This is a genomic window from Streptomyces olindensis (genome assembly GCF_040645895.1).
Classification (GTDB): Bacteria; Actinomycetota; Actinomycetes; order Streptomycetales; family Streptomycetaceae; genus Streptomyces; species Streptomyces olindensis.
This window is the reverse complement of sequence record NZ_JBEYZD010000015.1, coordinates 23,493-47,803: the sequence shown is the minus strand read 5'-3', so window position 1 is coordinate 47,803 and position 24,311 is coordinate 23,493. Positions and strand designations below refer to the sequence as shown.

Genomic DNA, 24,311 nt, shown 5'->3' with positions numbered 1-24,311 from the left:
TTCCGCGACAGGTTGTCCAGGCGGGGAGGGGAATGGATTGGGCTAAGTTGACAGCTTGCTGTCGAAATGTAAGGATGCTGTCATAAGGCACAGGGTCCGAGGAGGAGCCATGAACGCCACGCCAGCCACCACCGGCCATGACCGCAAGCCCGTCCATCTCGCCGTCTACGACACCCTCGCCGACTGGGAGACCGGCCACGCCACGGCCCACCTCGCCCGCGCCGGCCACGAGATCCGCACGGTCGGCCCGTCCACGGCCCCGGTCGCCAGCATCGGCGGCCTGCGCGTCCAGCCCGACCTCGCCCTGGACGGCCTACGGCCCGAGGACAGCTCCCTGCTGATCCTGCCGGGCGCCGACCTCTGGGACACGGGCGCCGACCTCGCCCCCTTCGCCCGCACGGCCCGGGCCTTCCTGGAGGCGGGCGTGCCGGTCGCCGCGATCTGCGGGGCCACCGCCGGACTGGCCCGGGTGGGCCTGCTCGACGACCGGGCCCACACCAGCGCGGTCTCCTTCTACCTCGCCGCGACCGGCTACGCGGGCGGCGAGCGCTACGTCGAGGCCGACGCCGTCACCGACGGCGGCCTGGTCACCGCGGGCCCGACCGAGCCGGTCGCCTTCGCCCGGGAGGTCCTCCGGCTGCTCGGGGTGTACGAGGGTGAGGTGCTCGACGCCTGGTACCGGCTGTTCCACGACTCCGACGCCTCGGCGTACGCCGTGCTGGAGAAGGCCGGGGCGGCATGAGCCGGGAGCGTCAGGACCTGTTCAGCCGCAGCGCCCTCGGGGTGTTCCGGCTGAACGGCCAGTACCTCGCCGTCGCGGAGGAACTGGCCCGGCCGGCCGGGATCACCGCCGCGTGGTGGCAGGTGCTCGGCGCGGTCCTCGGCGAGCCGCTGCCGGTCTCGGGCATCGCCCGCGCCATGGGCATCACGCGGCAGAGCGTGCAGCGCATCGCCGACCTGCTGGTGGAGCGGGGGCTCGCGGAGTACCGGCCGAACCCGGCGCACCGCCGGGCCAAGCTCCTCGCGCCGACCGGTGGGGGCCGTGCGGCGATCGCGCGGATCGACCCCGGGCACGCGGCCTTCGCCGACCGGCTGGCGGAGGAGTTCGGGGAGGCCGAACTGGCGGAGGCGGTACGGCTGCTGGAACGGCTGTCGAAGGTGCTGGACGGGCTCGGTCCGCCTGTTACGGAACCGTAGACATCGCCCAGGTCACCCCGCCCGGACCCCGCACTATTCTCGGTCTGTTGCTCGCGTGTGGGGGAAGGCGGCTGAGCGATGGAGACGTTGGGGCCCGGGGATCCGCAGCGGATCGGCGCGTACCGGTTGCTGGCGCGGCTGGGGGCGGGGGGTATGGGGCACGTGTACCTGGCCCGCTCGGAGCGGGGCCGTACCGTCGCCGTGAAACTCGTGCGCGAGGAACTGGCCGCGCAGGAGGAGTTCCGCGAGCGGTTCCGGCAGGAGGTGGGGGCCGCGCGGCGGGTCGGCGGGTACTGGACGGCGCCGGTGCTGGACGCCGACACGGAGGCCGCGGTGCCGTGGGTCGCCACCGGGTACGTCGCCGGACCGAGCCTGCAGCAGGTCGTCGGGCACGACCACGGGGCCCTGCCCGAGCGGACGGTCCGCATCCTCGCGGCCGGGCTCGCGCACGCGCTCAAGGACATCCACGCCGCCGGCATCGTCCACCGCGACCTCAAGCCGTCCAACGTGCTGGTCACCATCGACGGCCCGCGCGTCATCGACTTCGGCATCGCCCGCGCGCTGGAGACGGTGACGGACGGCGGGCTCACGCGCACCGGCGCGCTCGTCGGATCGCCCGGTTTCATGGCGCCCGAGCAGGTGCGGGGCGACCGCATCACCCCGGCGTGCGACGTCTTCTGCCTCGGCTCGGTCCTCGCCTACGCCGCCACCGGCAAGCTGCCCTTCGGCACCGCCAACAGCGGCGTGCACGCTCTGATGTTCCGCATCGCCCAGGAGGAACCGGACCTGGAGGGCGTCCCCGAGGGCATCGCCGACCTGGTCCGCGACTGCCTGCGCAAGGACCCCGCCGCCCGCCCGACCCTCGACCGCGTCCTGCAGCGCACGGGCGCGGACGACACCGTCTCCGACGGCCGCGCCCTCGACCCCTGGCTCCCGAGCGCCCTGGTGGCCCAACTGGGGCGCCACGCGGTGCGGTTGCTGGACGCGGAGAACCCGGAGGGGGAGACCGCGGCGGAGGGGGCCGGTGCCGCCGGCCTTCCTGTCCGGCGGCGGGATTCCGGTTCCGACGGGAGCCACGGGAGCCAGGGGAGCCCCGACCCAGACCCGGGTCCGGCACCCGAACACGCCCCCGCCGCCGACGAATCGTCCCCGGGCCCCGCGCTGCCCCCGGTCCCCGCGACGGTGCCCGCCGCACCCCCGGCCCCGCCTCCGCCGGGCCGCCCGGGCGAAGGGCCGCCGCTGAACCATCTGCCCACCATGGTCGCGGGCCAGAGCGCCGCCCCGGCGCCGCAGCAGGCCCCGGGCGCCCCGCCCCACCCGCGGACGCCCCCGCCCCCTTACCCGGCGTACGGCTACCCCCAGCAGCACCCCCAGCCCGGCCCTCCGGCAGGTGCCGCACCCCCGTACTCGGGTTACGGCGGCCTCGGCTCCACACCGCCCTACGGCCCACCGCCCTACGGCACGACCCCGCCCTACGGTCCGCCGCAGGAGCCGCCGCGAAGAAACGGCCGTTCCACCGCGCTGCTCGTCCTGATCGCCCTGGTCGTCGCGCTGGCCGCGGGCGGGTCGGTGTACGCGCTGATGCAGGGCGGCGGCGAGGGCGAGCGCGCCGACGGCGACCCCACCCCCACGCAGAGCACCGGCGCGTCCCCGACCACGCCGGGTCCGTCCCCGACGACCCCGGAGCCGGACACCTCCGCCTCCCCGGCGGACGGTGCGATCCCGACGGCGTACCTGGGCACCTGGGCCACGACCATCGACAACGCCGACGGAGCGCACAGCCGCTCGCTGACCATCCGGCAGGGCGAACCGGGCGACACGGTCCTGTCCCTCGTGGCGGACGGCCCGACCAAGGGGGGCGGCAGCTATCACTGCGTGTTCGAGGGCCGGCTGACCACGGCCCCCGGCGCCGGCGGCGTGCTGAAGATCGGTCCGTCCACCGTGAAGGCCGGGCAGCCGCGCAGCGCGTGCACCCCGGGCGCGGCCACCGAGGTCACCCTCCTCCCGGACGGCACGCTCCAGCGCGTCAACACGAGCAGCGGGGAGCGGCTGACGTACACGAGGGAGTGAGGCCTTGCGGCCTGGTTGGCGTGTCCACGACCATATGAAGGTCGGCCGGCACCCCCAGACCCGGGAGGATCCATGCGCCCCAGCAGGAGAACGCTGTTGACCGCGACGGCGGCGGTCGGGGCGGCGGGGGCGGCCACGGGCACGGCCGCGGGCACGGCCGCGGCGGAATCGCGGCCGGGATCCGGCCGCCCGCCCGTGACGGCCCAGCGCCCGTCCCGCGAACTCCGGGCGCTGCTCCGGGAGATCGACCCGGACCGCATCGCGGCGACCGTCCACAAGCTGGTCTCCTTCGGCACCCGCCACACCCTCTCCGCCCAGGACGATCCCGCCCGGGGCATCGGCGCGGCCCGCGACTGGCTGCTGTCCGAACTCCGCTCCCACGCCGCCGGATCGGGCGGCCGGATGACGGTGGAACTCCAGTCGTACGTCCAGGAACCGGCCCCGCGCATCCCGGTCGCCACCCGCATCACGAACGTCGTCGCCACCCTGCGCGGCTCGGTCACCCCCGACCGGGTCTACGTCGTCGCCGGCCACTACGACTCCCGCGTCACGGACGTCATGGACGCCACCTCCGACGCGCCCGGCGCGGACGACGACGCCTCGGGCGTGGCCGTCGTCCTGGAACTGGCCCGGGTGCTGGCCGGACGCCGCCCGGCGTCGACGATCGTGTTCGCGGCGGTCGCGGGGGAGGAGCAGGGCCTGTACGGATCCGCGCACCTGGCCCAGCGGTTCAGGGCGGCCGGGACGGACGTCCAGGGCATGTTCACCAACGACATCGTCGGCAGCTCCACCGCGGACGACGGCACCCGGGACCCGTACACGATCCGGCTGTTCGCGGAGGGCGTCCCGTCCTCGGAGACACCGGAACAGGCGGCGGTGCGCCGCTCGGTGGGCGGCGAGAACGACTCCGCGACCCGCCAGCTGGCCCGGTTCGTGCGGGACGTGGCCGACAACGACGCGACGGGCATGCACGTCCGCGTGATCCACCGCCGCGACCGCTACCGCCGGGGCGGCGACCACATCCCGTTCCTCGAACGCGGCTACCCGGCCGCCCGCTTCACCGAGCCGGCCGAGGACTTCGCCCACCAGCACCAGGACGTCCGCGTCGACGAGACGGGCAAGCAGTACGGCGACCTGCCGGAGTTCTGCGACTTCGACTTCACGGCGAGGGTGGCGCGGGTGAACGCGGCCACCCTGTGGACCCTCGCCCAGGCCCCCGGCACCCCGAGGGGCGCGAAGATCGTCACGTCGAACCTGACGAACTCGACGGAGTTGGTGTGGAGCCGGGGGCCGGAACCGGACCTGGTCGGCTACGAGGTGGTGTGGCGCGAGACGACGGCCCCGGAGTGGACCCACGTCATCCCGGTCGGCGACACGACGACCCATGAGGTGGACCTGTCCAAGGACAACGTGTTCTTCGGCGTACGAGCGGTGAACAGAGCGGGCCTGCGCAGCCCGGTGGCCTTCCCCGAGCCGGCTGCCTGACGGGCCCGGCCGCGGGCGGTCGGGCCGCAGCGGCCGGGCGCGGCGGTGCCGCTCACCGCGGCTCCGGCGGCCGCTGGCGCGGCATGTTCGGCCGGGCACCGCCGTGCGGCGGCACGGTGAAGCGCCCGTTCCCGCCCACCGTCTCCGCCCCGCGCCCGACCCCCGGGAACACCACGGTCTGCACCCCCACGGGCGCGCCCCCGCTCCGGAACTCGCCCATCCAGTCGGCCGTCTCCACCCGCACCAGCTCGGTCACGTCCTCGGAGAACCTCCGCAGCACCGACAGACACCGCTCGGCCGCCTCACCGGCCGTCCCCTCCGTCGGCCCCAGCACCTCCCGCACGCTCTCCGCCGCCCAGTCGAACTGCAACGCCTGCAACCGCCGCTGCACCGCCTGCGCCGTCGCCACGTCCCGCATCCACCCCGACGTCACCCCGAAGTACCGGTCGGCGGCCACACACGCCACCCCCAGCAGCAGCGCCAGGCACCCCCAGGGCGCGGCCCCGCCCACGGCCCCGGTGAGATCCAGCAGCGGCAGCGCGATGCCCGTGCCCGCCCCCACCGCGGTCCCGCAGCGCAGCGCCCGCGCGCACCGCCGCTTCCACACCCGGTCCCCGAGGTACCAGGCCGCCGTCTGCAGCGCCCCCCGCTCCACCCACCGGTACAGCTCGTCCAGCCGGGCCGCCGGCTCGCCCCAGTCGCCGTGCGGGAAGGCCCGCCCGGTCAGATCCCCCGGCCGCAGCCGGGCCGCCTGTTCGCCCCGCCCGTCCTGAGGCGGCCCCTCGGGCTGCATCTCCGGCTGACCCACCCGGCACTCCCTACTGACCACGAATGACCACGCGCGGCTCACTCACCGATCACACTGCGCGACGGACGACCTGCGCGCCGGACCCTTCCTACCCCCCAACGGGTGGCGAAGGCGTAGCTTTCGCCGCTTTTCCGCCCGGAAGTATTCCTTGATCGGTTATGGGGCGCGAGGGGGACTCACTCGAAAGAGTGCTGGGGCGACGGCAGGCCCGACCACGTAGGCTCGTGCCGAACGGGAAAACCCGTACCGAGCAAGGAGCTGATCGTGATCCCCGGTGGTGGCCAGCCCAACATGCAGCAGCTGCTCCAGCAGGCCCAGAAGATGCAGCAGGATCTGGCGCGGGCGCAGGAGGAACTGGCGCAGACGGAGGTCGACGGGCAGGCGGGCGGCGGCCTGGTGACCGCGACCGTCACCGGCGCCGGCGAGCTGCGCGCCCTGAAGATCGACCCGAAGGCGGTGGACCCCGAGGACACCGAGACGCTCGCGGACCTCGTGGTGGCGGCCGTCCAGGCGGCCAACGAGAACGCGCAGGCGCTCCAGCAGCAGAAGCTGGGCCCGCTCGCGCAGGGTCTCGGCGGCGGCGGCATCCCCGGCCTGCCGTTCTGAGACGCGTACCGCCTTCCTCAGGGAGGCGGCTGACAACTACGGTACGTACGGGAGGGTGCGTACCGACCTCGAAGACCCAGGAAGGGCAGTCCGTTGTACGAAGGCGTGGTTCAGGACCTGATCGACGAACTGGGGCGGCTGCCCGGCGTCGGTCCCAAGAGCGCCCAGCGGATCGCCTTCCACATCCTCCAGGCGGAGCCGACGGACGTACGGCGCCTCGCGCAGGCCCTGATGGAGGTCAAGGCGAAGGTCCGCTTCTGCGCGACCTGCGGCAACGTCGCGCAGGAGGAGCTGTGCAACATCTGCCGCGACACCCGCCGCGACCCGGCCGTCATCTGCGTGGTCGAGGAGCCGAAGGACGTCGTGGCGATCGAGCGCACGCGTGAGTTCCGGGGCCGGTACCACGTCTTGGGCGGCGCGATCAGCCCGATCGACGGGGTGGGCCCGGACGACCTGCGCATCAGGGAGCTCCTGGCCCGTCTCGCCGACGGCACCGTCACCGAGCTGATCCTCGCCACGGACCCGAATCTCGAAGGCGAGGCGACCGCCACGTACCTCGCCCGCATGATCAAGCCCATGGGCCTGAAGGTCACCCGCCTGGCCAGCGGCCTCCCGGTGGGTGGCGACCTGGAATACGCGGACGAGGTCACCCTCGGCCGCGCCTTCGAGGGGAGACGACTCCTAGATGTCTGACGCCACGCTGCACGCGACCGACCAGAACCCGGACGACTTCGCGGTCCAGATCGCGGACCAGGTCGAGAGCTTCCTGGTCGCCGTCACGGAGGTCGCCAAGGGCGACGAGCCGGAATCGGCCGTGCCCTTCCTCCTCCTGGAGGTCTCCCAACTCCTCCTGGCGGGCGGCCGGCTCGGCGCGCACGAGGACATCGTGCCCGACGAGCGCTACGAGCCCGACACGGGCCCGGACGCGGACGTCGACGAGCTGCGGGAGAACCTGGCCCGGCTGCTGGACCCGATCGACGTCTACTCCGAGGTCTTCGACCCCTACGAGCCGCGCAAGGCCCCGGTCCCGGCCCGGATCTCCGACGACCTCACGGACGTCATCACGGACCTGCGCCACGGCATGGCCCACTACCGCGCCGGCCGCACCACCGAGGCCCTGTGGTGGTGGCAGTTCTCGTACTTCTCCAACTGGGGCTCCACCGCCTCGGCCACCCTCCGGGCCCTCCAGTCGGTCCTCGCCCACGTCCGCCTCAACCAGCCCCTCGCCGAGCTCGACGGGCTGGACACGGACCAGGGCATGGGCGACGACACGCTGGAGATCGAGGCGGGCCGGGTCATGGCGGAGGAGATCGCGGGCCCGCTGGGTCTGCGCCCGGCGCAGTAGGCGGTCAGATCGGGACGGCTGTCCCGGTCACGCCGATCCCGGTGTGCGGTCCGGCCGGCACCGACACGGTGATCGTGCTCGGCCGTCCCATGTCCACCCCCTGATGGATCGTCAGGGTCGTGGGCGGACACACCAGGTCCAGCTCGCGCAGATAGCCGCCGAAGGCGGCGGCCGCCGCGCCCGTGGCGGGGTCCTCGACGACACCGCCCGGCGGGAAGGGGTTGCGGGCGTGGAACACCGTGGGGGACTCCCGCCACACCAGGTCGACGGTGGTCCAGCCCTCGCGGTGCATCAGCGCGGTGAGTGCCGGGCCGTCGTAGTCCAGGTCGGCGAGGCGCCCCCTGCTGCCGGCGGCGACGACCGGATGCCAGGCGCCGGCGAAGGCCGCGCGCGGCGGCAGCGCCGGGTCGAGGTCCTCGGCCGGCCAGCGCAGGGCCGCCAGCAGTTCGGCCAGGACGGCCTGCGGGATCGGCGCGGTCCGGGGTTCGACGCTCACCAGGGTCGCCACCACGGTGCCGTCCTCGGCGCGGTCGGTGGTGACGGTGATCGGCCCGGCCTGGGTGCGCAGCCGCAGGCGGCCGGTGCCGTGCGCCCGGGCGTGGGCCACGGCCGTCGCGATCGTCGCGTGGCCGCAGAACGGCACCTCGGCGAGCGGGCTGAAGTACCGCACGTCCAGCAGGCCGTCACCGGCCTCCACCGCGAACGCCGTCTCCGAATAGCCGACTTCGGTTGCCACCGCCTGCATCGCCGTGTCGTCGGCCCCGGCCGCGTCGAGCACGACTCCGGCGGGGTTGCCGCCCTTGGGATCGGTGCTGAAGGCCACGTAGCGCAATATCTCCATCCGCCGACCGTAGCGCGCGGCTGGGGGGCGGGCGCGGGATTTCGGGATGCGGGGCCGGGGCGGGGGAGGGGCGACGGCGGGGGTGACCGCGGGGCGGGGCAGGGGCAACCGTAGGGCGGGGCAGGGGGGGGCAACCGCGAGGCGCGGCCGGGCAGGGGGGGCCGCGGGGTGCGGCCGGGCAGGGGGACCGCGGGGTGCGGCCGGGGCAGGGGGGGCACCGCGGGGTGCGGGGCGGGGCTTGTCCGGCACCCGGGTTTCGCTGCGTTCCGGTGGTCGGCGGCGCGATGATGGCCCCATGATGACGGGGCGCTCGAAGGCGTTGATGTGGACGGGGATCGGGCTGTGCGTGGCCGGGGCCCTCGGGCTGCTCGTGGGGGCCGTGCTGGACGTCGAGGCGGCGGACCCCTGGGCGAGCGCGGCGGGGGGTGCGGCCGGGCTCGTCGGGCTGGCGCTCACCATTCACGCCCTCTTCGCGGAGAGGGCCGGCGGGACGCCCGGCGCGTCCCGGGTGACGGCGAGAGGCGCGCGGTCGGTCGCCGCGGGCGGGAGCATCGGGTCCGTCGTGACGGGGGACGGGGTGTCTGCCCAGGGCCCGGCGTCTGCGCAGGCCCTGGCTCCGCCGCCGGCCCCGGCGTCCCCGCCAACCTCGGCGTCCGCGCTGACTCCGGCATCCTCGCCGGACCCGGCATCCCCGCCGACCCCGGGAGCCCCGGCGTCTCCGCTGACCCCTGCTTCTGCGACGAACCCGGCGTCCCCGCCTGACCCGGCGTCCCCGCCGACCCCGGGAGCCCCGGGCTCCCCGCCCCCGGCGTCCCCGCCGACCTCTGCCTCCGCGCCGACCCCGGCGTCCACGCCTGACCCGGCGTCCCCGCCTGACCCGGCGTCCCCGCCGACCCCGGGAGCCCCGGGCTCCCCGCCCCCGGCGTCCCCGCCGACCCCTGCTTCCGCGCCGAACCCGGCGTCCCCGCCTGACCCGGCGTCCCCGCCGACCCCGGGAGCCCCGGGCTCCCCGCCCCCGGCGTCCCCGCCAACCCCGGGAGCCCCGGGCTCCCCGCCCCCGGCGTCCCCGCCGACCTCGGCCTCCGCGCCGACCCCTGCCTCCCCGCCTGACCCGGCACCCTCGCTGCCCCCGTCCGATTCCGGCTCCCCGCCCGCCGCCGCGCCGCGTCCCGGGGGTGGGTCCGTCGTCGCCTCCGGTGAGCGTTCCGTCGCTGCGGGCGGTGACATCGGGAACGTGTCCACGGGGGACGCGTGAGCGACGGGGCCGCGCAGGCCCGCGGGGAGCGGTCCGTCGCGGCCGGTGGGAACATCGGCCAGGTGATCACGGGCGACCACGTCGTCCAGCACACCACGCTGCTGCCGCCGGAGGCCCTGGCCCCGGGAGCGGATCCGGGGCGGGTGTGCCATCTCCCGTACCGCACCGCGCTGTTCGTCGGGCGGGAGCGGGAACTCGCCCGGCTGGACGAGGCGTTCGGCACGGCGCACGGCGTGGTCGTGCACGCGGTCCACGGCCTGGGCGGCATCGGCAAGTCGACGCTCGCCGCGCACTGGGCGGCCCGGCGCGCGGCGGACTTCAACCCGGTGTGGTGGATCACGGCCGAGACCCCGGCCGACCTCGACGCGGGTCTCGCCGCGCTCGGCCGCGCCCTCGAGCCGTCCCTGGCCGGGGCCCTGCCGGAGGAGGCGCTGCGCGAGCGCACCCTGCGCTGGCTCGCCTCCCACGACGACTGGCTGCTCGTCCTGGACAACGTATCGGACCCGGCGGACATCACACCGCTGCTCGACCGCGCTCCCTCCGGCCGTTTCCTGATCACCACCCGGCGGGGCGCGACCGGGTGGCGGGGGATCGCCGAGCCGCTGAGCCTCGACGTGCTCGAACCCGCCGAGGCCGTCGAGCTGTTCACGAAGATTCACCAGGGCCCCGCCGACGGGGTCGAGGACCTGTGCGCCGATCTGGGCTTCCTGCCGCTGGCGGTCGACCAGGCCGCCGCGTACTGCCGGGAGGCGCGGATCGGCCCGCGGACCTACCGCGAGCTCCTCGCCCGGTATCCGGCCGACATGTACGCCGCCACCGCCGAGGGCGGTGAGGCGCAGCGCACCGTCGGACGCGTCTGGCGGGTGACCCTGGACCGGCTGAACGACACCCCCATGGCCCTGATCGTGCTGTTCACGATCGCCTGGTGGGCACCGGACGGGATCCCGCGCCGCTACCTGGAGCCCTTCCACGTACCGGGCCTGGGGCCGCTGGGCTCTCCGCTCGCGGTGACCGAGGCGCTGCGGCGGCTGGCCGCCCACAGCCTGATCACCCTGCACGGCGACACTCTCTCGGTGCACCGGCTGGTCCAGGCCGTCGCCCGCACCCCGGACCCCGACGACCCCTACCGGGACGCGGAGATGATCGACTCCTGCCGGGCCGCCGCCGTGGGACTGCTCCTCCTCCAGGCGCCCAAGGAGGCGAGGCTCACCCAGGACCTCCGGGACCTCACCACGCACATCGAGGCGCTCGCCGGCCACACGGATCCCGCGACCGACACCCAGTTCTCCCTGCTGCTGTTCCTGGACGCGGCCGCCTACCTGCAGAGCAACCACTTCACCGACCGCGCGGCCGTGCTGCTCGAGCGCGCCAGGCCCGCGGCCGAACGCATCTGGGGCCGTGGGCACGGCGACACCCTGAACGTGGCCGGGCTGCTGGCCAGATGCGTGGAGGACCAGGGGGACCGGGCGCGGGCCGTCGCCCTGCTCGAAGAGGCGCTGGCGGAGAGCCTGGAGCACAACGGCCCCGCCGATCCGGCGACCTTCCGGATACGCCGCTGGCTCGTGCAGTGCCTGACACGCGGGGGCTGCGACCACGCCGGGGCGGCGGCCCGCGAGTACCTCGCGGAGGCGACCCGCCTGCTGGGACCCGAGCATCCCGAGGCCTTCGAGGCACGGCTGCACCTGCACTGGGTCGACGAGCCGTGGCCGCAGAGCCCCCAGGTCGAGGACTACCTGGCGGAAGCCAGGAGACTGCTGGGCGAGGACCACGCCTCGGCCAGGCGGCTGGAGGAGGACAGCGTGGTCGCCGCGCTGGTCGCCGGCGAGATTGAGGAGGCCCTGGCCCGGGCGGAGCGGCTCATGGCCAGGTGCCTGCGCGTCCTCGGGGACCAGCACGGGGACACGTACAAGGCGCGCCTGCTGCGGGCCGGCCTGGCGGCACTCACCGGTGACCCGGCGCTCGCCCGTGAACTCGTCCTCGGCGCGGGCCAGCCGTTCAAGATGGAACTGGGGCTGCCGCCCACCGAGCACTGCCGCCTGCTGATCCTGGCCCTCGCCACGGCGCTCACGCCGCAGGAGGCGTGAGCGCCCCGTCACGAAGCGTCATTTGGGTCCGCCTTGTACGCCCGCTGTACATCGCCTGCACGGGCCCTAACCGGTGCCACGCGAATCTGGAGTCACTTCCTCCCCCGGAAGCGAACCGGAGCCGACGGAGGGAGCAACACCCCTCCCTGATGAAGGAGTTCGCGATGGCCACCCGTTCCACAGGCAAGCGCATAGCCCTCGCCACCGCAGTCGCCGTCGTCGCCGCCGGCACCTTCGCCGCCGGTGCCGGCGTCGCCGGGGCCGACTCCAGGGGCAAGGCCCACAAGCCCGCCGGGACCGCCACCAAGGCACAGGTGCTCGGCCTGTTCGACAACTGGAACGCCGCGCTGCAGACGGGCGACCCGCAGAAGGTCGCCGACCTGTACGCCAAGGACGCGGTGCTGCTGCCGACCGTCTCCAACAACGTCCGCACGGACCGAGCCGAGATCGTCGACTACTTCGAGCACTTCCTGCAGAACAAGCCGTCCGGCACGAAGATCGAGTCCGTGGTCAACATCCTCGACCGCGACACCGTCATCGACACGGGCGTCTACGAGTTCGCGCTCACCGACCACAAGACGGGCGCGAAGAGCACCGTCAAGGCCCGCTACACCTACGCCTACGAGAAGCAGCCCGACGGCAGGTGGCTCATCGTGAACCACCACTCCTCCAAGATGCCGGAGGGGTGAGCCGCCTCAGCGGTCGGCCCGGTGGGACGCCCGGAGCGTGATCGTCACGCACAGGCCGCCCCCGGGAGCGTCCGTGAGGGACACGGTCCCGCCGTCGTCCGTCGCCAACTGCCGGACGACGGCGAGACCGAGGCCGGAGCCCGACTTGCCGGTCAGGCCCTGGCCCCGCCAGAAACGGTCGAAGGCACGGGACTTCTCGGCGTCCGACATGCCGGGTCCCTCGTCCAGGACCGACACCTCCACCACGTCGCCCCGGTGCTCCACCCGCACGGTGATCGTCCCGCCGTCCGGTGACACCTCCAGGGCGTTGGAGAGCACGTTGTCCAGCATCTGGTCCAGGTGACCGGGGCTGGCCAGCACAGACGACCGGCCGTCGGCACTCCCCCTGAGCGCGATGGTGACTCCGCGCTCGTCGGCGGCCGGTCTCCACACGGCGAGCCGTTCCCGCACGATGTCCATCAGCGGGAGCGGCTCGGCGGCCGACACCTTGGCCTCGGCCCGGGCCAGCACCAGCAGGCCGTTGACCAGGCGGCTCATCCGGACGACCTCCGCCGTCGCCTGCTCCACGTCCTCGCGCACGAACTCGTCGTCGACCCCGTCCGCGATGTTGTCCAGGGACAGCCGCAGCGCGGTCAGCGGGGTGCGCAGCTGGTGGGAGGCGTCCGCGACGAAGATGCGCTGGGCCGCGATCAGCGTGTCCAGGCGTTCCGCGCCCTGGTTGAGGGTGCGGGCCAGCGTCTGGGTCTCGGGCGGGCCGGTCACGGGGGAGCGGGCGGTCAGGTCGCCGTCGCTGAACTTGCTCGCCATGTCGTTCAGCTGGCGCAGGGGCCGGGTGAGGCGGCGGGCGACCACGACGCCGATGACGGCCGCGACGCCGAGCACGAGCAGGGCGAGGACCGCCCGGAAGCCCCAGATCTGCCACAGGCGGTCGGTCATCTCGCCGGTCGAGTACACGATGCGCACGGCGCCGACGACCCGGTCCGTGCCGGTCGCGCGGGCGGGCACCGTGACCACCAGCTCGGGGCCCCAGATGAAGGAGGAGCCCCAGTCGGTCGTGGGTTCGCCGTCCTCCAGGGCCCTGGTCAGTGCCGCGTCCGCCGCCGGGCGCGGCAGGTCCGCCGGGCAGCTCGCGGTGCGGGTGACCTGGATCTCGTCCTCGTAGGCCCGGGCCATCTCCTCCAGGGCCTGGCAGGAGGCGGGCCGGTCGTCGCCCAGCAGCAGGGCCATGGCGTCGGCCTCGCGCAGGACGGCCGACCTGGTGTCACCCCGCAGCTGATCGGTCAGGGTGAACGCCACCGGCACGGTGAACAGCGCGATGGCCACCGCGACGAGCAGGACGTAGCTGCGGACGAGCTGGCGGATCATGACCCTGCGGCGCCGTTCTGGCCGTTCGCCCGCGCCTCGCCGCTTCCCTCGTCCTTGACGATCTCCAGGCGGAACCCGACCCCGCGCACGGCCTCGATCGCGATCGCCCCGGCCAGCTTCCGGCGCAGCGCCGCCACGTGCACGTCCAGCGTCTTGGTCGGCCCGAACCAGTTCGCGTCCCAGACCGCTTCCATGATCTGTTCGCGCGACATCAGCGCCCCGGGCTCCTCGGTGAGGAAGGCCAGCAGGTCGTACTCCTTGGGCGCGAGGGCCACCTCCTCGCCGTCCAGGTGCACCCGGGCCGCCTTGCGGTCGACGGTCAGGCGCGGGCCGTAGCGGTCGGGGCCCGTGCCGGGGGCCTCGGCGGCGGGGGTGCGGGGCTGCACGCGCCGCATGACCGCTCGTATCCGGGCGATGACCTCCCGGACGCCGAACGGCTTGGAGACGTAGTCGTCCGCGCCGATCTCCAGGCCCACCACGCGGTCCGTCTCGTCGCTGCGGGCGCTGATCACGATGATCGGGACGTCACCGCGCTCGCGCAGCGCCTTGCAGACGTCCAGGCCGTCGGTGTCGGGCAGGCCGAGATCCAGCAGGACGACGTCGTACGGTCCCTCGTGCTCCAGGGCCGCGGCGCCCGTGCTCACCCACTCGACCTCGAAGCCGTAGCGCTTCAGGCCGCGCCGCAGCGACTCGGCGACCGGTTCATCGTCTTCCACCAGGAGTACGCGCACAGGCGAACCATAGTGCTTGAAAGTTTGCTCACCGGGACCGGACGGGTGTCGCCTGTGACGCCGGGCACTTTCTCGCGTGGCCCGTGCCCAGATGGGCATGAGCAGCTCTGGACGAGTACCCCGGAAATCTCACCATGCGATATCGCGGAAGGGATTTTCGGACGCTCGTTAGACTGAGCCGACCGCAGTACGAATGCGTATGAGCGGATAGAGACGGATTGAGCGAGGAGCGCACGTGGGCCTTGTCGTGCAGAAGTACGGAGGCTCCTCCGTAGCCGATGCCGAGGGCATCAAGCGCGTCGCCAAGCGGATCGTGGAAGCGAAGCAGAACGGCAACCAGGTGGTTGCCGTGGTTTCCGCGATGGGCGACACGACGGACGAGCTGATCGATCTCGCCGAGCAGGTTTCCCCGATGCCTGCCGGGCGCGAGCTCGACATGCTGCTGACCGCGGGAGAGCGGATCTCCATGGCCCTGCTGGCCATGGCGATCAAAAAGCTGGGCCACGAGGCCCAGTCGTTCACCGGCAGCCAGGCAGGTGTCATCACCGACTCGGTCCACAACAAAGCCCGGATCATCGACGTCACGCCGGGTCGGATCAAGACCTCGGTGGACGAGGGCAACATCGCGATCGTCGCCGGTTTCCAGGGCGTCAGCCAGGACACCAAGGACATCACCACCCTCGGCCGCGGCGGCTCGGACACCACCGCGGTGGCCCTCGCCGCCGCCCTCGACGCCGACGTGTGCGAGATCTACACCGACGTCGACGGCGTGTTCACCGCCGACCCGCGTGTGGTGAAGAAGGCCCGGAAGATCGACTGGATCTCCTTCGAGGACATGCTGGAGCTGGCGGCGTCCGGGTCCAAGGTGCTGCTCCACCGCTGCGTGGAGTACGCCCGCCGGTACAACATCCCGATCCACGTCCGGTCCAGCTTCAGCGGACTCCAGGGCACCTGGGTCAGCAGCGAGCCGATCGTCAAGAAGCAAGCGCAAGGGGAAACGCAGGTGGAGCAGGCTCTCATCTCCGGTGTCGCGCACGACACCTCCGAGGCCAAGGTCACGGTCGTCGGCGTGCCGGACAAGCCGGGCGAGGCGGCCTCGATCTTCCGCACGATCGCCGACGCCGAGATCAACATCGACATGGTCGTGCAGAACGTGTCCGCCGCCTCCACGGGGCTGACGGACATCTCCTTCACGCTGCCGAAGACCGAGGGCCGCAAGGCCATCGACGCGCTGGAGAAGAACAAGGCCGGCATCGGCTTCGACTCCCTGCGCTACGACGACCAGATCGGCAAGATCTCCCTGGTCGGCGCGGGCATGAAGACCAACCCGGGTGTCACGGCCGACTTCTTCACGGCGCTGTCCGACGCGGGCGTGAACATCGAGCTGATCTCGACCTCCGAGATCCGCATCTCGGTCGTCACGCGCGCCGACGACGTGCCCGAGGCCGTCCGTGCCGTGCACTCCGCGTTCGGGCTCGACTCCGACAGCGACGAGGCCGTCGTCTACGGAGGCACCGGCCGCTGATGGCCGCAGACGGGCAGACCGGCCGATCGGGCCGGCCCACGCTCGCCGTGGTCGGAGCGACCGGAGCCGTCGGCACGGTCATGCTCCAGATCCTGTCCCAGCGGGCGGACATCTGGGGCGAGATCCGACTCGTCGCCTCCCCGCGCTCGGCCGGCCGCAAGCTGGCCGTGCGCGGCGAGGAGACCGAGGTCGTGGCGCTCACCGAGGAGGCCTTCGACGGCGTCGACGTCGCCCTGTTCGACGTCCCCGACGAGGTCGCCGAGCGGTGGGCGCCCGTCGCCGTCGCCAAGGGCGCGGTGGTGGTCGACAACTCCGGCACGTTCCGGATGGCCCCGGACGTGCCGCTCGTCGTGCCCGAGGTCAATCCGCACGCGGTGCGGATGCGCCCGCGCGGCATCATCGCCAACCCCAGCTGTACGACGCTCTCCATGATCGTCGCGCTGGGCGCGCTGCACGCCGAGTACGGGCTGCGCGAGCTGGTCGCCTCCTCGTACCAGGCCGTCAGCGGCGCGGGGCGCGAGGGCGTGGCCACCCTGCGGCAGCAGCTGTCCCTGGTCGCCGGCACGGAACTGGGCACCAGCCCCGGTGACGTGCGGCGGGCCGTCGGGGACCGGACGGGGCCGTTCCCGGAGCCGGTCGCGCTGAACGTCGTGCCCTGGGCCGGTACGGCGCGTGAGGACGGCTGGTCCTCGGAGGAGCTGAAGGTGCGGGACGAGACCCGCAAGATCCTCGGCCTGCCCGGCCTCCCCGTGGCCGTCACCTGCGTCCGCGTACCGGTGATCACCACGCACTCGCTGACCGTGCACGCCCGCTTCGAGGGCGAGGTCACGGTCGACAAGGCCCGCGAGATCCTCGCCACAGCCCCCGGCGTCGTGCTGTTCGACGACCCGGCCGCCGGGGAGTTCCCGACCCCCGCCGACGTCGTCGGCACCGACCCCACGTGGGTCGGGCGGGTGCGGCGCGCGCTGGACGACCCCACGGCGCTCGAACTCTTCGTCTGCGGCGACAACTTGCGCAAGGGCTCCGCGCTCAACACCGCGCAGATCGCCGAACTGGTCGCGGCCGAGCTGCCCTGACCCGGCCGCTCACCGCCCTGCCGGGGGTCTCGTGAGCCTTCGCCGTGGTGAGACCTAAGGCCCGTGTCACAGGTGGTTTGTAGGATCTGTGTACGACATGTGAGCCGGTCGATGGTTCGGACCACTTGTCCGAGGCGCTTCGGCATCAGAGGATTTACCTCCCCGCCCTCCGCAACCGCGCGGAGGGCGGGGAGCGTCTTTGCGGTCGCCTCTTGGGCCGTGGGAGCGCTTCATCAGGCGTGGGGACGCCTGGAACCGGACGTGGGGACGTCCGTTCACATCTGGACATAGGGGAAGAGCGGGACGCATGAGGGCATTTGATGCACTATCGGTTGTGCTGCCTGACGCGGGTAGACCGTCGGCGACGACGGTCGGCGTGAAAGTGACGCCCGGCACGTACAACCCTCGCGGGGGTCAGCGTGTCCAACAGGCGTGGCAGAGGTACTCGACTTCAGCGCGGCACGCGGCACGGTCCTTCGACCGCCCCGTCCGGCGGCTCTCCGACCCCGCATGCCCGGTACGCCCGGTGGCATGCCGGTGATCGCGCCCGTGCCCGCAGCGCGGCCGGCCCGCATACCGAACCAGCGTGACGGCGCCGAGGACGGTGTCGCGGCCGGTACGACCGTCGACCACCTCACCGAGACCTACCGCGCGCACTACCGCTCGCTGCTGGGTCTCGCCGCGCTCCTCCTCGACGACACGGCCTCCTGCGAGGACGTCGTCCAGGAGGCCTTCATCCGTGTCCACTCCGCCCGCAAGCGGGTCCGCGACCCCGAGAAGACCCTGGCGTACCTGCGCCAGACGGTCGTCAACCTCTCGCGCTCGGCGCTGCGCCGCCGCATCCTCGGCCTCAAGCTGCTGTCGAAGCCCATGCCCGACATGGCGAGCGCCGAGGAAGGCGCCTACGACCAGCTGGAGCGCGACTCCCTCATCAAGGCGATGAAGGGCCTGCAGCGCCGCCAGCGCGAGGTGCTGGTGCTGCGCTACTTCGCGGACATGACCGAGGCGCAGGTCGCCGAGACGCTCGGCATATCCCTGGGCTCGGTCAAGGCGTACGGCTCGCGCGGGATCGCGGCGCTCAGGCTGGCCATGGAGGCGCCGGCATGAGCGAGTCAGACGGCGCGCGCCGTGACGGGCGCCACCGGCACGAGCCCTTCGAGTGGCACGAGCCGACAAGGCTGCACGGGCAAGATCCGAAGCAATCGCACGCTGGGAACGGAACTGTGAACCACGGCCCCGACGACCAGGGCCCTCAGGGGCTCGACTCGGACGAGCTGGACCTGCGCACGATGCTGCACCAGGTGGTGCAGGAGGTGGAGCCGCGCGACGGCACCCTGGACTACCTGCGCAAGGCGGTGCCCCAGCGCCGGGCACGCAAGCGGCAGGCCGTCGTGGGCATGGCCGCCGCCGCGCTCTTCATCGGCACCGCCATCCCCGCCCTCGTACACGTCTCCAACGCCACCGGCTCCGACGCCAACCCCTCGGCCATAGGCCACGCCTCCGAGGCCCAGGGCGGCGCGAGCGAGGGCAAGGGACCGGACGGCGGCGAGAGCAGCGGCGCCGGCACCTCCGGCAAGCCCGAGGGCAAGGACAAGGACGGCAAGAAGGAAGAGGACAAGGGCCAGGGCTCCGGCGCCGCCACCGGCACGCCCCAGGGCGCCGGCCCGTCCTCCACCGCCGCCGCCGGCATCCCGGCGTGCACCCCGGCGCAGCTCGGCCCCGCGGCCGGCAGCAGCGCCGCCCCCGACTCCACCGGCGCGGTCTACGGCTCCTTCCGCGTCACCAACGTCTCCGCCGCGAGCTGCACGGTCTCCGCCCCCGGCTCGGTGACCGCGCTGCCGCAGGGCGCGGCCGACCCCGCCAAGATCGGCGCCGCCCGGCACGTGGCCGGGGACGCGGCGGCCGGTCTGCCCAACCCGTCCCTGGAGGCCGCCGAGCTGGTGCTCCAGCCGGGCACCGCCTACGACGTGAAGTTCGCGTGGGTCCCCACCGAGACCTGTCCCACCCCGGGCGGCGATCCCGGCGACCCCGACCCGACGCCCGACCCCACGCCGTCGGACGGCACGACGACGACCACGGGCGGCACCTCCACCGGCGGCGACGCGGGCGTGGCCCCGCAGCTGGCCACGGAGGACGGCACGACCGACGGCAGCGTCGTGGTGACGTACTCCCCGGCGTCCGGCTCGGCCGGGAGCACGGTGACCGTGCCCAACGCGTGCGCGGGGACGGTGTACTGGACGGGGCTGCTGGCGGGGGCGTAGACGCGCGGTCGCCGTTGCGTCACCCGCGCGGCGGCACCCCGTCACGGCGGGTCGCGGACGGTTGCGGACCACCCGGCGAACGCCGCCTCACTTCACGGCGGCGTCCACGGCGACAGGCTCCTCCTCCGGCACCAGCCCCAGCTCCGCGTCCCGCGCGAACTCCACCTCACGCCGCAGCAGCCGGAACCACATGAAGATCACGAATCCCACGAAGGCGAACCACTCCGCGGTGTAACCCAGGTTCTGGAACGCCTTCAGGTCCAGCCCCGTGTCCGGCGGAGCCGCGGCGGGCACGGCCTTCATCCCCGCATCGCCCTCGGCCAGCGTGACCCACGCGTCGTACACGTCGTAGGGCACCAGGTTCACCAGGGACGCCGCACTGATCGCCGCCGTCTGCCCGGCCGGCAGTCCGCCCTGCGCGCTGACGCCGTTGTCACCCGGCGTCTCGGACGCCTGGAGCGCCCCCGTGACGGTGACCTCACCGGCCGGCGGGGCGGGGGCCTCGGCCGCGTCGGCGGCACCGGGCAGCCAGCCGCGGACCACCGGCAGCGCCTCGCCCGAGTCGGTGCGCAGCAGCGTCAGGACGTAGAAGCCCTGCTTGCCGTCGAGCTGCCGCCCCGGCACCAGCAACTGCTTGCCGTAGCGCCCGGTCGCGGTGACCAGCTTGCCGGACGTCGCCTTCGTCACCGGCAGCATCTCGCCGAGCGGCCGCGGCGCCTCGCGCTTCGCCTCGGCGACCTGCTCGGTCGCCGTGCGATGGTCCTGCACGCGGTCCTCGAACCGGCCCAGCTGCCAGGACCCCATGAAGATGCAGAAGGGGATCGACAGCAACAAGAAGAGGTTGATCCCCCACCATCGGGGCGTCAGCAGAAACCGGTACACACCCCCACGGTACGGGGCCGCCGGACCGCTCCCGCCCGCGGGGTCGGCAACGGGAGGCGGCCGCCGGGCCGTTTACCCGACCTGCCCGGAAGGGGAACCGGTGGAGGTTATCCACAGGCTGGGGACCTCGCCAGCGAAATGTCGGTGACGGCGTGCAGTATGGGGCCATGACTGAGAGCAACGGGTCCGACGCTCGGGATCAGCGGGACCAGCACGAGCAAGAGGTACAGGCGGGACAGCAGGAGCGGATGCCGGACTGGGAGAAGCGCTTCCGCGCGCCCCGCGTCTCCCTGCCCGACTGGGCGGAGGACGCGCCGGACCGCTCCCTGTTCGTGTCGAACGCGACCGGGACGTACGAGCTGTACGCCTGGGACCGGTCGACGGGCGAGCAGCGCCAGGTGACGGACCGGCCGAACGGCACGACGGACGGCGTGCTGTCGCCGGACGGCGCCTGGATCTGGTGGTTCGACGACAAGGACGGCGACGAGTTCGGCGTGTGGCGCCGCCAGCCCTTCGAGGGCGGCGCCGACGAGCCGGCCGCCGAGGGCCTGGACGCCTCGTACCCGGCGGGCCTCGCCCTCGGCCGGGACGGGCGCACGGCGGTGGTCGGCCGCTCGACGGACGAGGACGGCACGACGATCCACCTCGTCCGCACCGGCGAGGCCCCGGCGGAGATCTACCGCCACCGCGAGTCGGCCGGCGTCGGCGACCTGTCCCACGACGGCTCGCTCATCGCCATCGAGCACACCGAGCACGGCGACGCGATGCACTCGGCCCTGCGCGTCCTGCGCCCCGACGGCACGCCGGTCGCCGATCTCGACGACACCAAGGGCGGCACCCGCGAGCTGGGCCTGGAGGTCCTCGGCTTCGCCCCCGTCGACGGCGACACCCGCCTGCTCATCGGCCACCAGCGCCGGGGCCGCTGGGAGCCCCTCGTCTGGGACGTGGCCACCGGCGAGGAGACGGACCTGGCGCTGGAGCTGCCGGGCGACGTCGGCGCCGAGTGGTATCCGGACGGCAGCGGCCTGCTCATCGTGCACAGCTTCGAGGCCCGCAGCGAGCTGTTCCGCTACGACCTGGCGAGCCGCGCCCTGGCGGAGATCCCGACCCCGCCCGGCACGGTGTCCGGTGCCTCGGCCCGGCCCGACGGCAGCGTGGAGTACCTGTGGTCGTCGGCGGCCGAGCCGTCGGCGGTGCGTTCCACGGCGGGCGGTGTCGTGCTCGACCCGCCCGGCATGAAGTCGCCCGGCTCGGTGCCGGTGGAGGACGTGTGGGTGGAGGGCCCGGGCGGCCGCATCCACGCCCTCGTGCAGAAGCCGGCGGGCGCCACCGGCCCGCTCCCCACGGTCTTCGACATCCACGGCGGCCCGACGTGGCACGACAGCGACTCCTTCGCGGCGGGCCCGGCGGCATGGGTCGACCACGGCTACGCGGTGATCCGTGTCAACTACCGCGGCTCGACGGGCTACGGCCGCGCCTGGACGGACGCCCTCAAGCACCGCGTCGGCCTCATCGAGCTCGAGGACATCGCCGCGGTGCGCGCCTGGGCCGTCGAATCGGGCCTCGCGGACCCCGACCGCCTGGTCCTCACCGGCGGTTCGTGGGGCGGCTACCTCACCCTCCTCGGCCTCGGCGTCCAGCCCGACGCGTGGACGCTGGGCATCGCGGCGGTGCCCGTCGCCGACTACGTCACGGCCTACCACGACGAGATGGAAGCGCTGAAGGCGATGGACCGCACGCTCCTCGGCGGCACCCCGGAAGAGGTCCCCGAGCGCTTCGAGGCCTCCTCCCCGCTCACCTACGTCGACCAGGTCAAGGCCCCGGTCTACATCTCCGCCGGTGTCAACGACCCGCGCTGCCCGATCCGCCAGATCGAGAACTACGTCAAGCGCCTGGAGGCGAGAGGCGCGGTCCACGAGGTGTACCGCTACGACGCCGGGCACGGATCGCTGGTGGTGGACGAGCGGATCAAGCAGGTCCGGCTGGAGCTGGAGTTCGCGGAGAGGCACCTGAAGAGCGTCACCGGGTGAGGTGACACGCGTCTCGTGACGCCGAGCCGTGCGCGGCACCGCTCGGCGTCACGTCCCGGTCCGCTCCCGCCGTCTGCGCCCCAGCAGCTCCGCGAGCCCCCGCCGTGTCGCCGCCAGCACGACCCGGTCCCCGGACCCCAGCACATAGGTGGACGGCAGATCCCACACCAGCCCCGAAGCCGGAGCGCCGTCCTCCTCCGCGCCCTCCCCGTCACCGCGCCGCCCGGAGGGAGCCGTGTTGAGCGCCAGCACCCGCCACGCCCCGGCCCGGAACGCGTCCCCGACCGTGCGCCCCTCCAGCTGCGGATGCCCGGCCACCTCTACCTCCGCGAACAGCAGCACCCGCCGCTCCACCGGAATCGCCCCCAGGATCTGCCGCCCCATCATGGCCCCGGCGAACGCGGGCGCGGCCAGGTGCGACACGCTCCGGCTCCGGGTCAGGGCGAACGGGTGCGCGGCCCGGAGCGTCCGGTACACGGCCGTCGCGAAGTCGTCGTCGTACAGCCGCAGCACCACCCGCAGGTCCGGCCGCACGGACCGGGCGTACAGCGCGGCCTCCAGATTCGTCGTGTCCGCACTGGTCAACGCCAGCAGCGCATGGGCCCGATGGATCTTCGCGGCCTCCAGCACCCCTTCCTGCGTGACGTCCCCGAGCACCACCGGCACCCGCAGCCGCCGCGCCGTGGCGAGACCCCGCGCCTCCGGATCGGACTCCACGCACACCACGGGGATGTGCAGTTCCCGCAGCCGCGTCAGCACCCGCGTGCCGATCTTGCCGAGCCCGAGCAGCACCACGTGCCCGCCGAGCCCGCGCGGCGGCTTGCGCAGCGCGGACGCGCTGCGGAACGTGCCCAGGGCCTCCAGCACCGCGGCCAGCAGCACCGGCAGCAGCAGCAACCCGACCAGCCCGGACAGCAGTTGCAGGACCTGCCGCCCCGTCGACGCGTGGAACGCGGGGTCGTTGATGCCGAACAGGTCGAGCAGCGTCACGTACGTCGCGTACAGCGGATGCTCCCCGGTCACGAACATCAGCGCGACGGCGAGCGCGAGCACACATCCCACCAGACCGGCCAGCGACCAGCGCAGCCGGCGCGAGAACAGCGAGGCGAACGGCGGCACACCGCCCCGGCCCGACGGCAGGGACGGCCCGGAGTACGACACCTGCTCCAGGACCACGGTCCCGCGCCCGGTCGCCGACGCCACCGCCGCCTCGTCCGGCAGCAGCCGCGGCCCCTGCTCCCCGCTGCCCTCCGAACCGTCCGCCCCGGCCGGGTCGTTGCTCGTCGCGGACAGCAGCGCCAGGGTGCACAGCCCGGGATCGGCCACCTCGCCCGGCCGCGGCGGCTGCCGCTCCACCGCGCGCAGTACGAGCCCCTCCGTCTGGACGACCTTGCTGGTGCCGACCAGGGCGGTCGCGGCCAGCGCGGGCGCTGCCGTGTCGGCGTCGGAGAGCACGGTCGTGGACGCGTCGAGTCCCGCGGAGCCCGGCCCCGCCGCGCCGGCCAGGGCGGCCGTCTGGTCCAGCAGTTCCTCGATGTGCTGCCCCAACCGCCGGTTGTACAGCCGGAGTACGAGACGCAGACGGGGGTTGAGGCGCCGGGCGGTGAGGGCGGCGCGGATGTTGGTCTCGTCGTCGTCGTACACGAGCGCCAGCGCGGCCGCCCGGTCGGCGCCCGCCTCGCCGAGCACGGCCTCGGTGATCTCGGCGGCCTCGACGACCTGTTCGGCCGGGGCGGGTTCGGCGCCGCCCGTGCCCGAGCGGTTGGCGGCCGCGTTCACGAACCGGTCGAGCAGCGCGGCCGACGCGGCCCGGGCCCGTCCGACCACCGGCTGCCGCACCCGGCGGCCCGAGGGCGGCACCACGAGCGTGACCTGTTCGCCGTAGACGCCCCGGAGTTCGGCGGCGAGCCGGTGCGCCAGCCCGTCGTCACCGCACACGATCATGTGCGTGGCCGTGTCACCCGGCTGACCTTGGTTCGGAACGCTCCCCACGAGGAGAAGACTGCCTCACCGGGACGGCTGGTTCCAGAAAAGGGCCCTGGGGCTTGAACGCCCGGGCCC

The 24,311-nt window shown here is 73.6% G+C and carries 20 protein-coding genes; 14 read left to right on the top strand and 6 right to left on the bottom strand.

Annotation, left to right across the window (positions count from 1 at the left end):
• The first annotated feature begins 109 nt into the window (after window positions 1–109).
• From ABZ948_RS12135 to ABZ948_RS12120, 4 genes are all read left to right on the top strand, one after another.
• Window positions 110–742, top strand: a complete 633-nt coding sequence (locus ABZ948_RS12135; protein WP_359758819.1) for a DJ-1/PfpI family protein — start codon at window positions 110–112, stop codon at window positions 740–742.
• On the top strand, window positions 739–1,197 hold the full coding sequence (locus tag ABZ948_RS12130) for a MarR family winged helix-turn-helix transcriptional regulator (RefSeq protein ID WP_359758818.1): 459 nt from the start codon (window positions 739–741) through the stop codon (window positions 1,195–1,197). The genes ABZ948_RS12135 and ABZ948_RS12130 overlap by 4 nt, the downstream gene beginning before the upstream one ends.
• A 78-nt stretch (window positions 1,198–1,275) precedes the next feature.
• A complete protein-coding gene (locus tag ABZ948_RS12125; RefSeq protein WP_359758817.1) occupies window positions 1,276–3,267 on the top strand; it encodes a serine/threonine-protein kinase in 1,992 nt (663 codons plus the stop codon).
• Between the two features lie 96 nt (window positions 3,268–3,363).
• Window positions 3,364–4,752 carry a M20/M25/M40 family metallo-hydrolase gene (locus ABZ948_RS12120; RefSeq protein ID WP_359758816.1) on the top strand — a complete coding sequence of 463 codons (1,389 nt, stop codon included), beginning with the start codon at window positions 3,364–3,366 and terminating at the stop codon, window positions 4,750–4,752.
• Between the two features lie 52 nt (window positions 4,753–4,804).
• On the opposite strand, the gene ABZ948_RS12115 is transcribed toward ABZ948_RS12120, so the two are convergent.
• The gene (locus tag ABZ948_RS12115) at window positions 4,805–5,560 is read right to left on the bottom strand and encodes an SLATT domain-containing protein (protein WP_359758815.1); all 756 of its coding nucleotides are present in this window, start codon (window positions 5,558–5,560) and stop codon (window positions 4,805–4,807) included.
• Window positions 5,561–5,824: 264 nt separating this feature from the next.
• On the opposite strand from ABZ948_RS12115, the gene ABZ948_RS12110 reads away from it, so the two are divergent.
• From ABZ948_RS12110 to ABZ948_RS12100, 3 genes are all read left to right on the top strand, one after another.
• Window positions 5,825–6,166, top strand: a complete 342-nt coding sequence (locus ABZ948_RS12110) for a YbaB/EbfC family nucleoid-associated protein (RefSeq protein WP_114254461.1) — start codon at window positions 5,825–5,827, stop codon at window positions 6,164–6,166.
• 93 nt (window positions 6,167–6,259) lie between these two features.
• Complete coding sequence (gene recR / locus ABZ948_RS12105) at window positions 6,260–6,859, top strand: recombination mediator RecR (RefSeq protein WP_003991835.1); 600 nt, start codon at window positions 6,260–6,262, stop codon at window positions 6,857–6,859.
• Window positions 6,852–7,511 carry a DUF5063 domain-containing protein gene (locus ABZ948_RS12100; protein WP_031116028.1) on the top strand — a complete coding sequence of 220 codons (660 nt, stop codon included), beginning with the start codon at window positions 6,852–6,854 and terminating at the stop codon, window positions 7,509–7,511. The genes recR and ABZ948_RS12100 overlap by 8 nt, the downstream gene beginning before the upstream one ends.
• Window positions 7,512–7,515: 4 nt before the next feature.
• Here the strand turns inward: ABZ948_RS12100 and ABZ948_RS12095 are convergent, their stop codons facing one another.
• Window positions 7,516–8,352 (bottom strand): PhzF family phenazine biosynthesis protein, encoded by an 837-nt coding sequence (locus tag ABZ948_RS12095; protein ID WP_359758814.1) that lies wholly within the window; start codon window positions 8,350–8,352, stop codon window positions 7,516–7,518.
• A gap of 1,251 nt (window positions 8,353–9,603) precedes the next feature.
• Between ABZ948_RS12095 and ABZ948_RS12090 the strand changes: the two genes are divergently transcribed.
• On the top strand, window positions 9,604–11,691 hold the full coding sequence (locus ABZ948_RS12090; RefSeq protein ID WP_359758813.1) for an AAA family ATPase: 2,088 nt from the start codon (window positions 9,604–9,606) through the stop codon (window positions 11,689–11,691).
• A 164-nt stretch (window positions 11,692–11,855) separates the two neighbouring features.
• Window positions 11,856–12,380, top strand: coding sequence for an SgcJ/EcaC family oxidoreductase (locus ABZ948_RS12085; protein ID WP_359758812.1), 525 nt, complete (start codon window positions 11,856–11,858; stop codon window positions 12,378–12,380).
• 6 nt (window positions 12,381–12,386) lie between these two features.
• Here ABZ948_RS12085 and ABZ948_RS12080 read toward each other — a convergent pair whose 3' ends face one another.
• On the bottom strand, window positions 12,387–13,745 hold the full coding sequence (locus ABZ948_RS12080; protein ID WP_359758811.1) for a sensor histidine kinase: 1,359 nt from the start codon (window positions 13,743–13,745) through the stop codon (window positions 12,387–12,389).
• Entirely contained in the window at window positions 13,742–14,476 is a 735-nt protein-coding gene (locus tag ABZ948_RS12075) for a response regulator transcription factor (protein WP_359758810.1), read from the bottom strand. The genes ABZ948_RS12080 and ABZ948_RS12075 overlap by 4 nt, the downstream gene beginning before the upstream one ends.
• Window positions 14,477–14,711: 235 nt before the next feature.
• Between ABZ948_RS12075 and ABZ948_RS12070 the strand changes: the two genes are divergently transcribed.
• The 4 genes from ABZ948_RS12070 (at window position 14,712) to ABZ948_RS12055 (ending at window position 19,338) form a co-directional block, all read left to right on the top strand.
• Complete coding sequence (locus tag ABZ948_RS12070) at window positions 14,712–16,001, top strand: aspartate kinase (protein ID WP_359758809.1); 1,290 nt, start codon at window positions 14,712–14,714, stop codon at window positions 15,999–16,001.
• Window positions 16,001–17,077: an aspartate-semialdehyde dehydrogenase gene (locus ABZ948_RS12065; protein ID WP_359758808.1), complete on the top strand. Its 1,077-nt coding sequence runs from the start codon at window positions 16,001–16,003 to the stop codon at window positions 17,075–17,077. Before ABZ948_RS12070 ends, ABZ948_RS12065 begins: the two co-directional genes overlap by 1 nt.
• A gap of 531 nt (window positions 17,078–17,608) precedes the next feature.
• Entirely contained in the window at window positions 17,609–18,184 is a 576-nt protein-coding gene (locus tag ABZ948_RS12060; RefSeq protein ID WP_010032008.1) for a SigE family RNA polymerase sigma factor, read from the top strand.
• A 116-nt stretch (window positions 18,185–18,300) separates the two neighbouring features.
• Window positions 18,301–19,338, top strand: a complete 1,038-nt coding sequence (locus tag ABZ948_RS12055) for a hypothetical protein (protein WP_359758807.1) — start codon at window positions 18,301–18,303, stop codon at window positions 19,336–19,338.
• An 87-nt stretch (window positions 19,339–19,425) separates the two neighbouring features.
• Here ABZ948_RS12055 and ABZ948_RS12050 read toward each other — a convergent pair whose 3' ends face one another.
• Window positions 19,426–20,220: an SURF1 family protein gene (locus ABZ948_RS12050; protein WP_359758806.1), complete on the bottom strand. Its 795-nt coding sequence runs from the start codon at window positions 20,218–20,220 to the stop codon at window positions 19,426–19,428.
• Window positions 20,221–20,387: 167 nt separating this feature from the next.
• Between ABZ948_RS12050 and ABZ948_RS12045 the strand changes: the two genes are divergently transcribed.
• Window positions 20,388–22,250 (top strand): S9 family peptidase, encoded by a 1,863-nt coding sequence (locus ABZ948_RS12045; protein WP_359758805.1) that lies wholly within the window; start codon window positions 20,388–20,390, stop codon window positions 22,248–22,250.
• Window positions 22,251–22,298: 48 nt separating this feature from the next.
• Here ABZ948_RS12045 and ABZ948_RS12040 read toward each other — a convergent pair whose 3' ends face one another.
• On the bottom strand, window positions 22,299–24,194 hold the full coding sequence (locus ABZ948_RS12040; protein WP_359758900.1) for a potassium channel family protein: 1,896 nt from the start codon (window positions 24,192–24,194) through the stop codon (window positions 22,299–22,301).
• Window positions 24,195–24,311 lie beyond the last annotated feature (117 nt).

Coding starts and splice junctions, on each gene's coding strand:
- ABZ948_RS12040 (WP_359758900.1), bottom strand. CDS start 24,194: ATGATCGTGTGCGGTGACGACGGGCTGGCGCACCGGCTCGCCGCCGAA.
- ABZ948_RS12060 (WP_010032008.1), top strand. CDS start 17,609: ATGCCGGTGATCGCGCCCGTGCCCGCAGCGCGGCCGGCCCGCATACCG.
- ABZ948_RS12125 (WP_359758817.1), top strand. CDS start 1,276: ATGGAGACGTTGGGGCCCGGGGATCCGCAGCGGATCGGCGCGTACCGG.
- ABZ948_RS12135 (WP_359758819.1), top strand. CDS start 110: ATGAACGCCACGCCAGCCACCACCGGCCATGACCGCAAGCCCGTCCAT.
- ABZ948_RS12095 (WP_359758814.1), bottom strand. CDS start 8,352: ATGGAGATATTGCGCTACGTGGCCTTCAGCACCGATCCCAAGGGCGGC.
- ABZ948_RS12065 (WP_359758808.1), top strand. CDS start 16,001: ATGGCCGCAGACGGGCAGACCGGCCGATCGGGCCGGCCCACGCTCGCC.
- ABZ948_RS12080 (WP_359758811.1), bottom strand. CDS start 13,745: ATGATCCGCCAGCTCGTCCGCAGCTACGTCCTGCTCGTCGCGGTGGCC.
- ABZ948_RS12100 (WP_031116028.1), top strand. CDS start 6,852: ATGTCTGACGCCACGCTGCACGCGACCGACCAGAACCCGGACGACTTC.
- ABZ948_RS12045 (WP_359758805.1), top strand. CDS start 20,388: ATGACTGAGAGCAACGGGTCCGACGCTCGGGATCAGCGGGACCAGCAC.
- ABZ948_RS12130 (WP_359758818.1), top strand. CDS start 739: ATGAGCCGGGAGCGTCAGGACCTGTTCAGCCGCAGCGCCCTCGGGGTG.
- ABZ948_RS12085 (WP_359758812.1), top strand. CDS start 11,856: ATGGCCACCCGTTCCACAGGCAAGCGCATAGCCCTCGCCACCGCAGTC.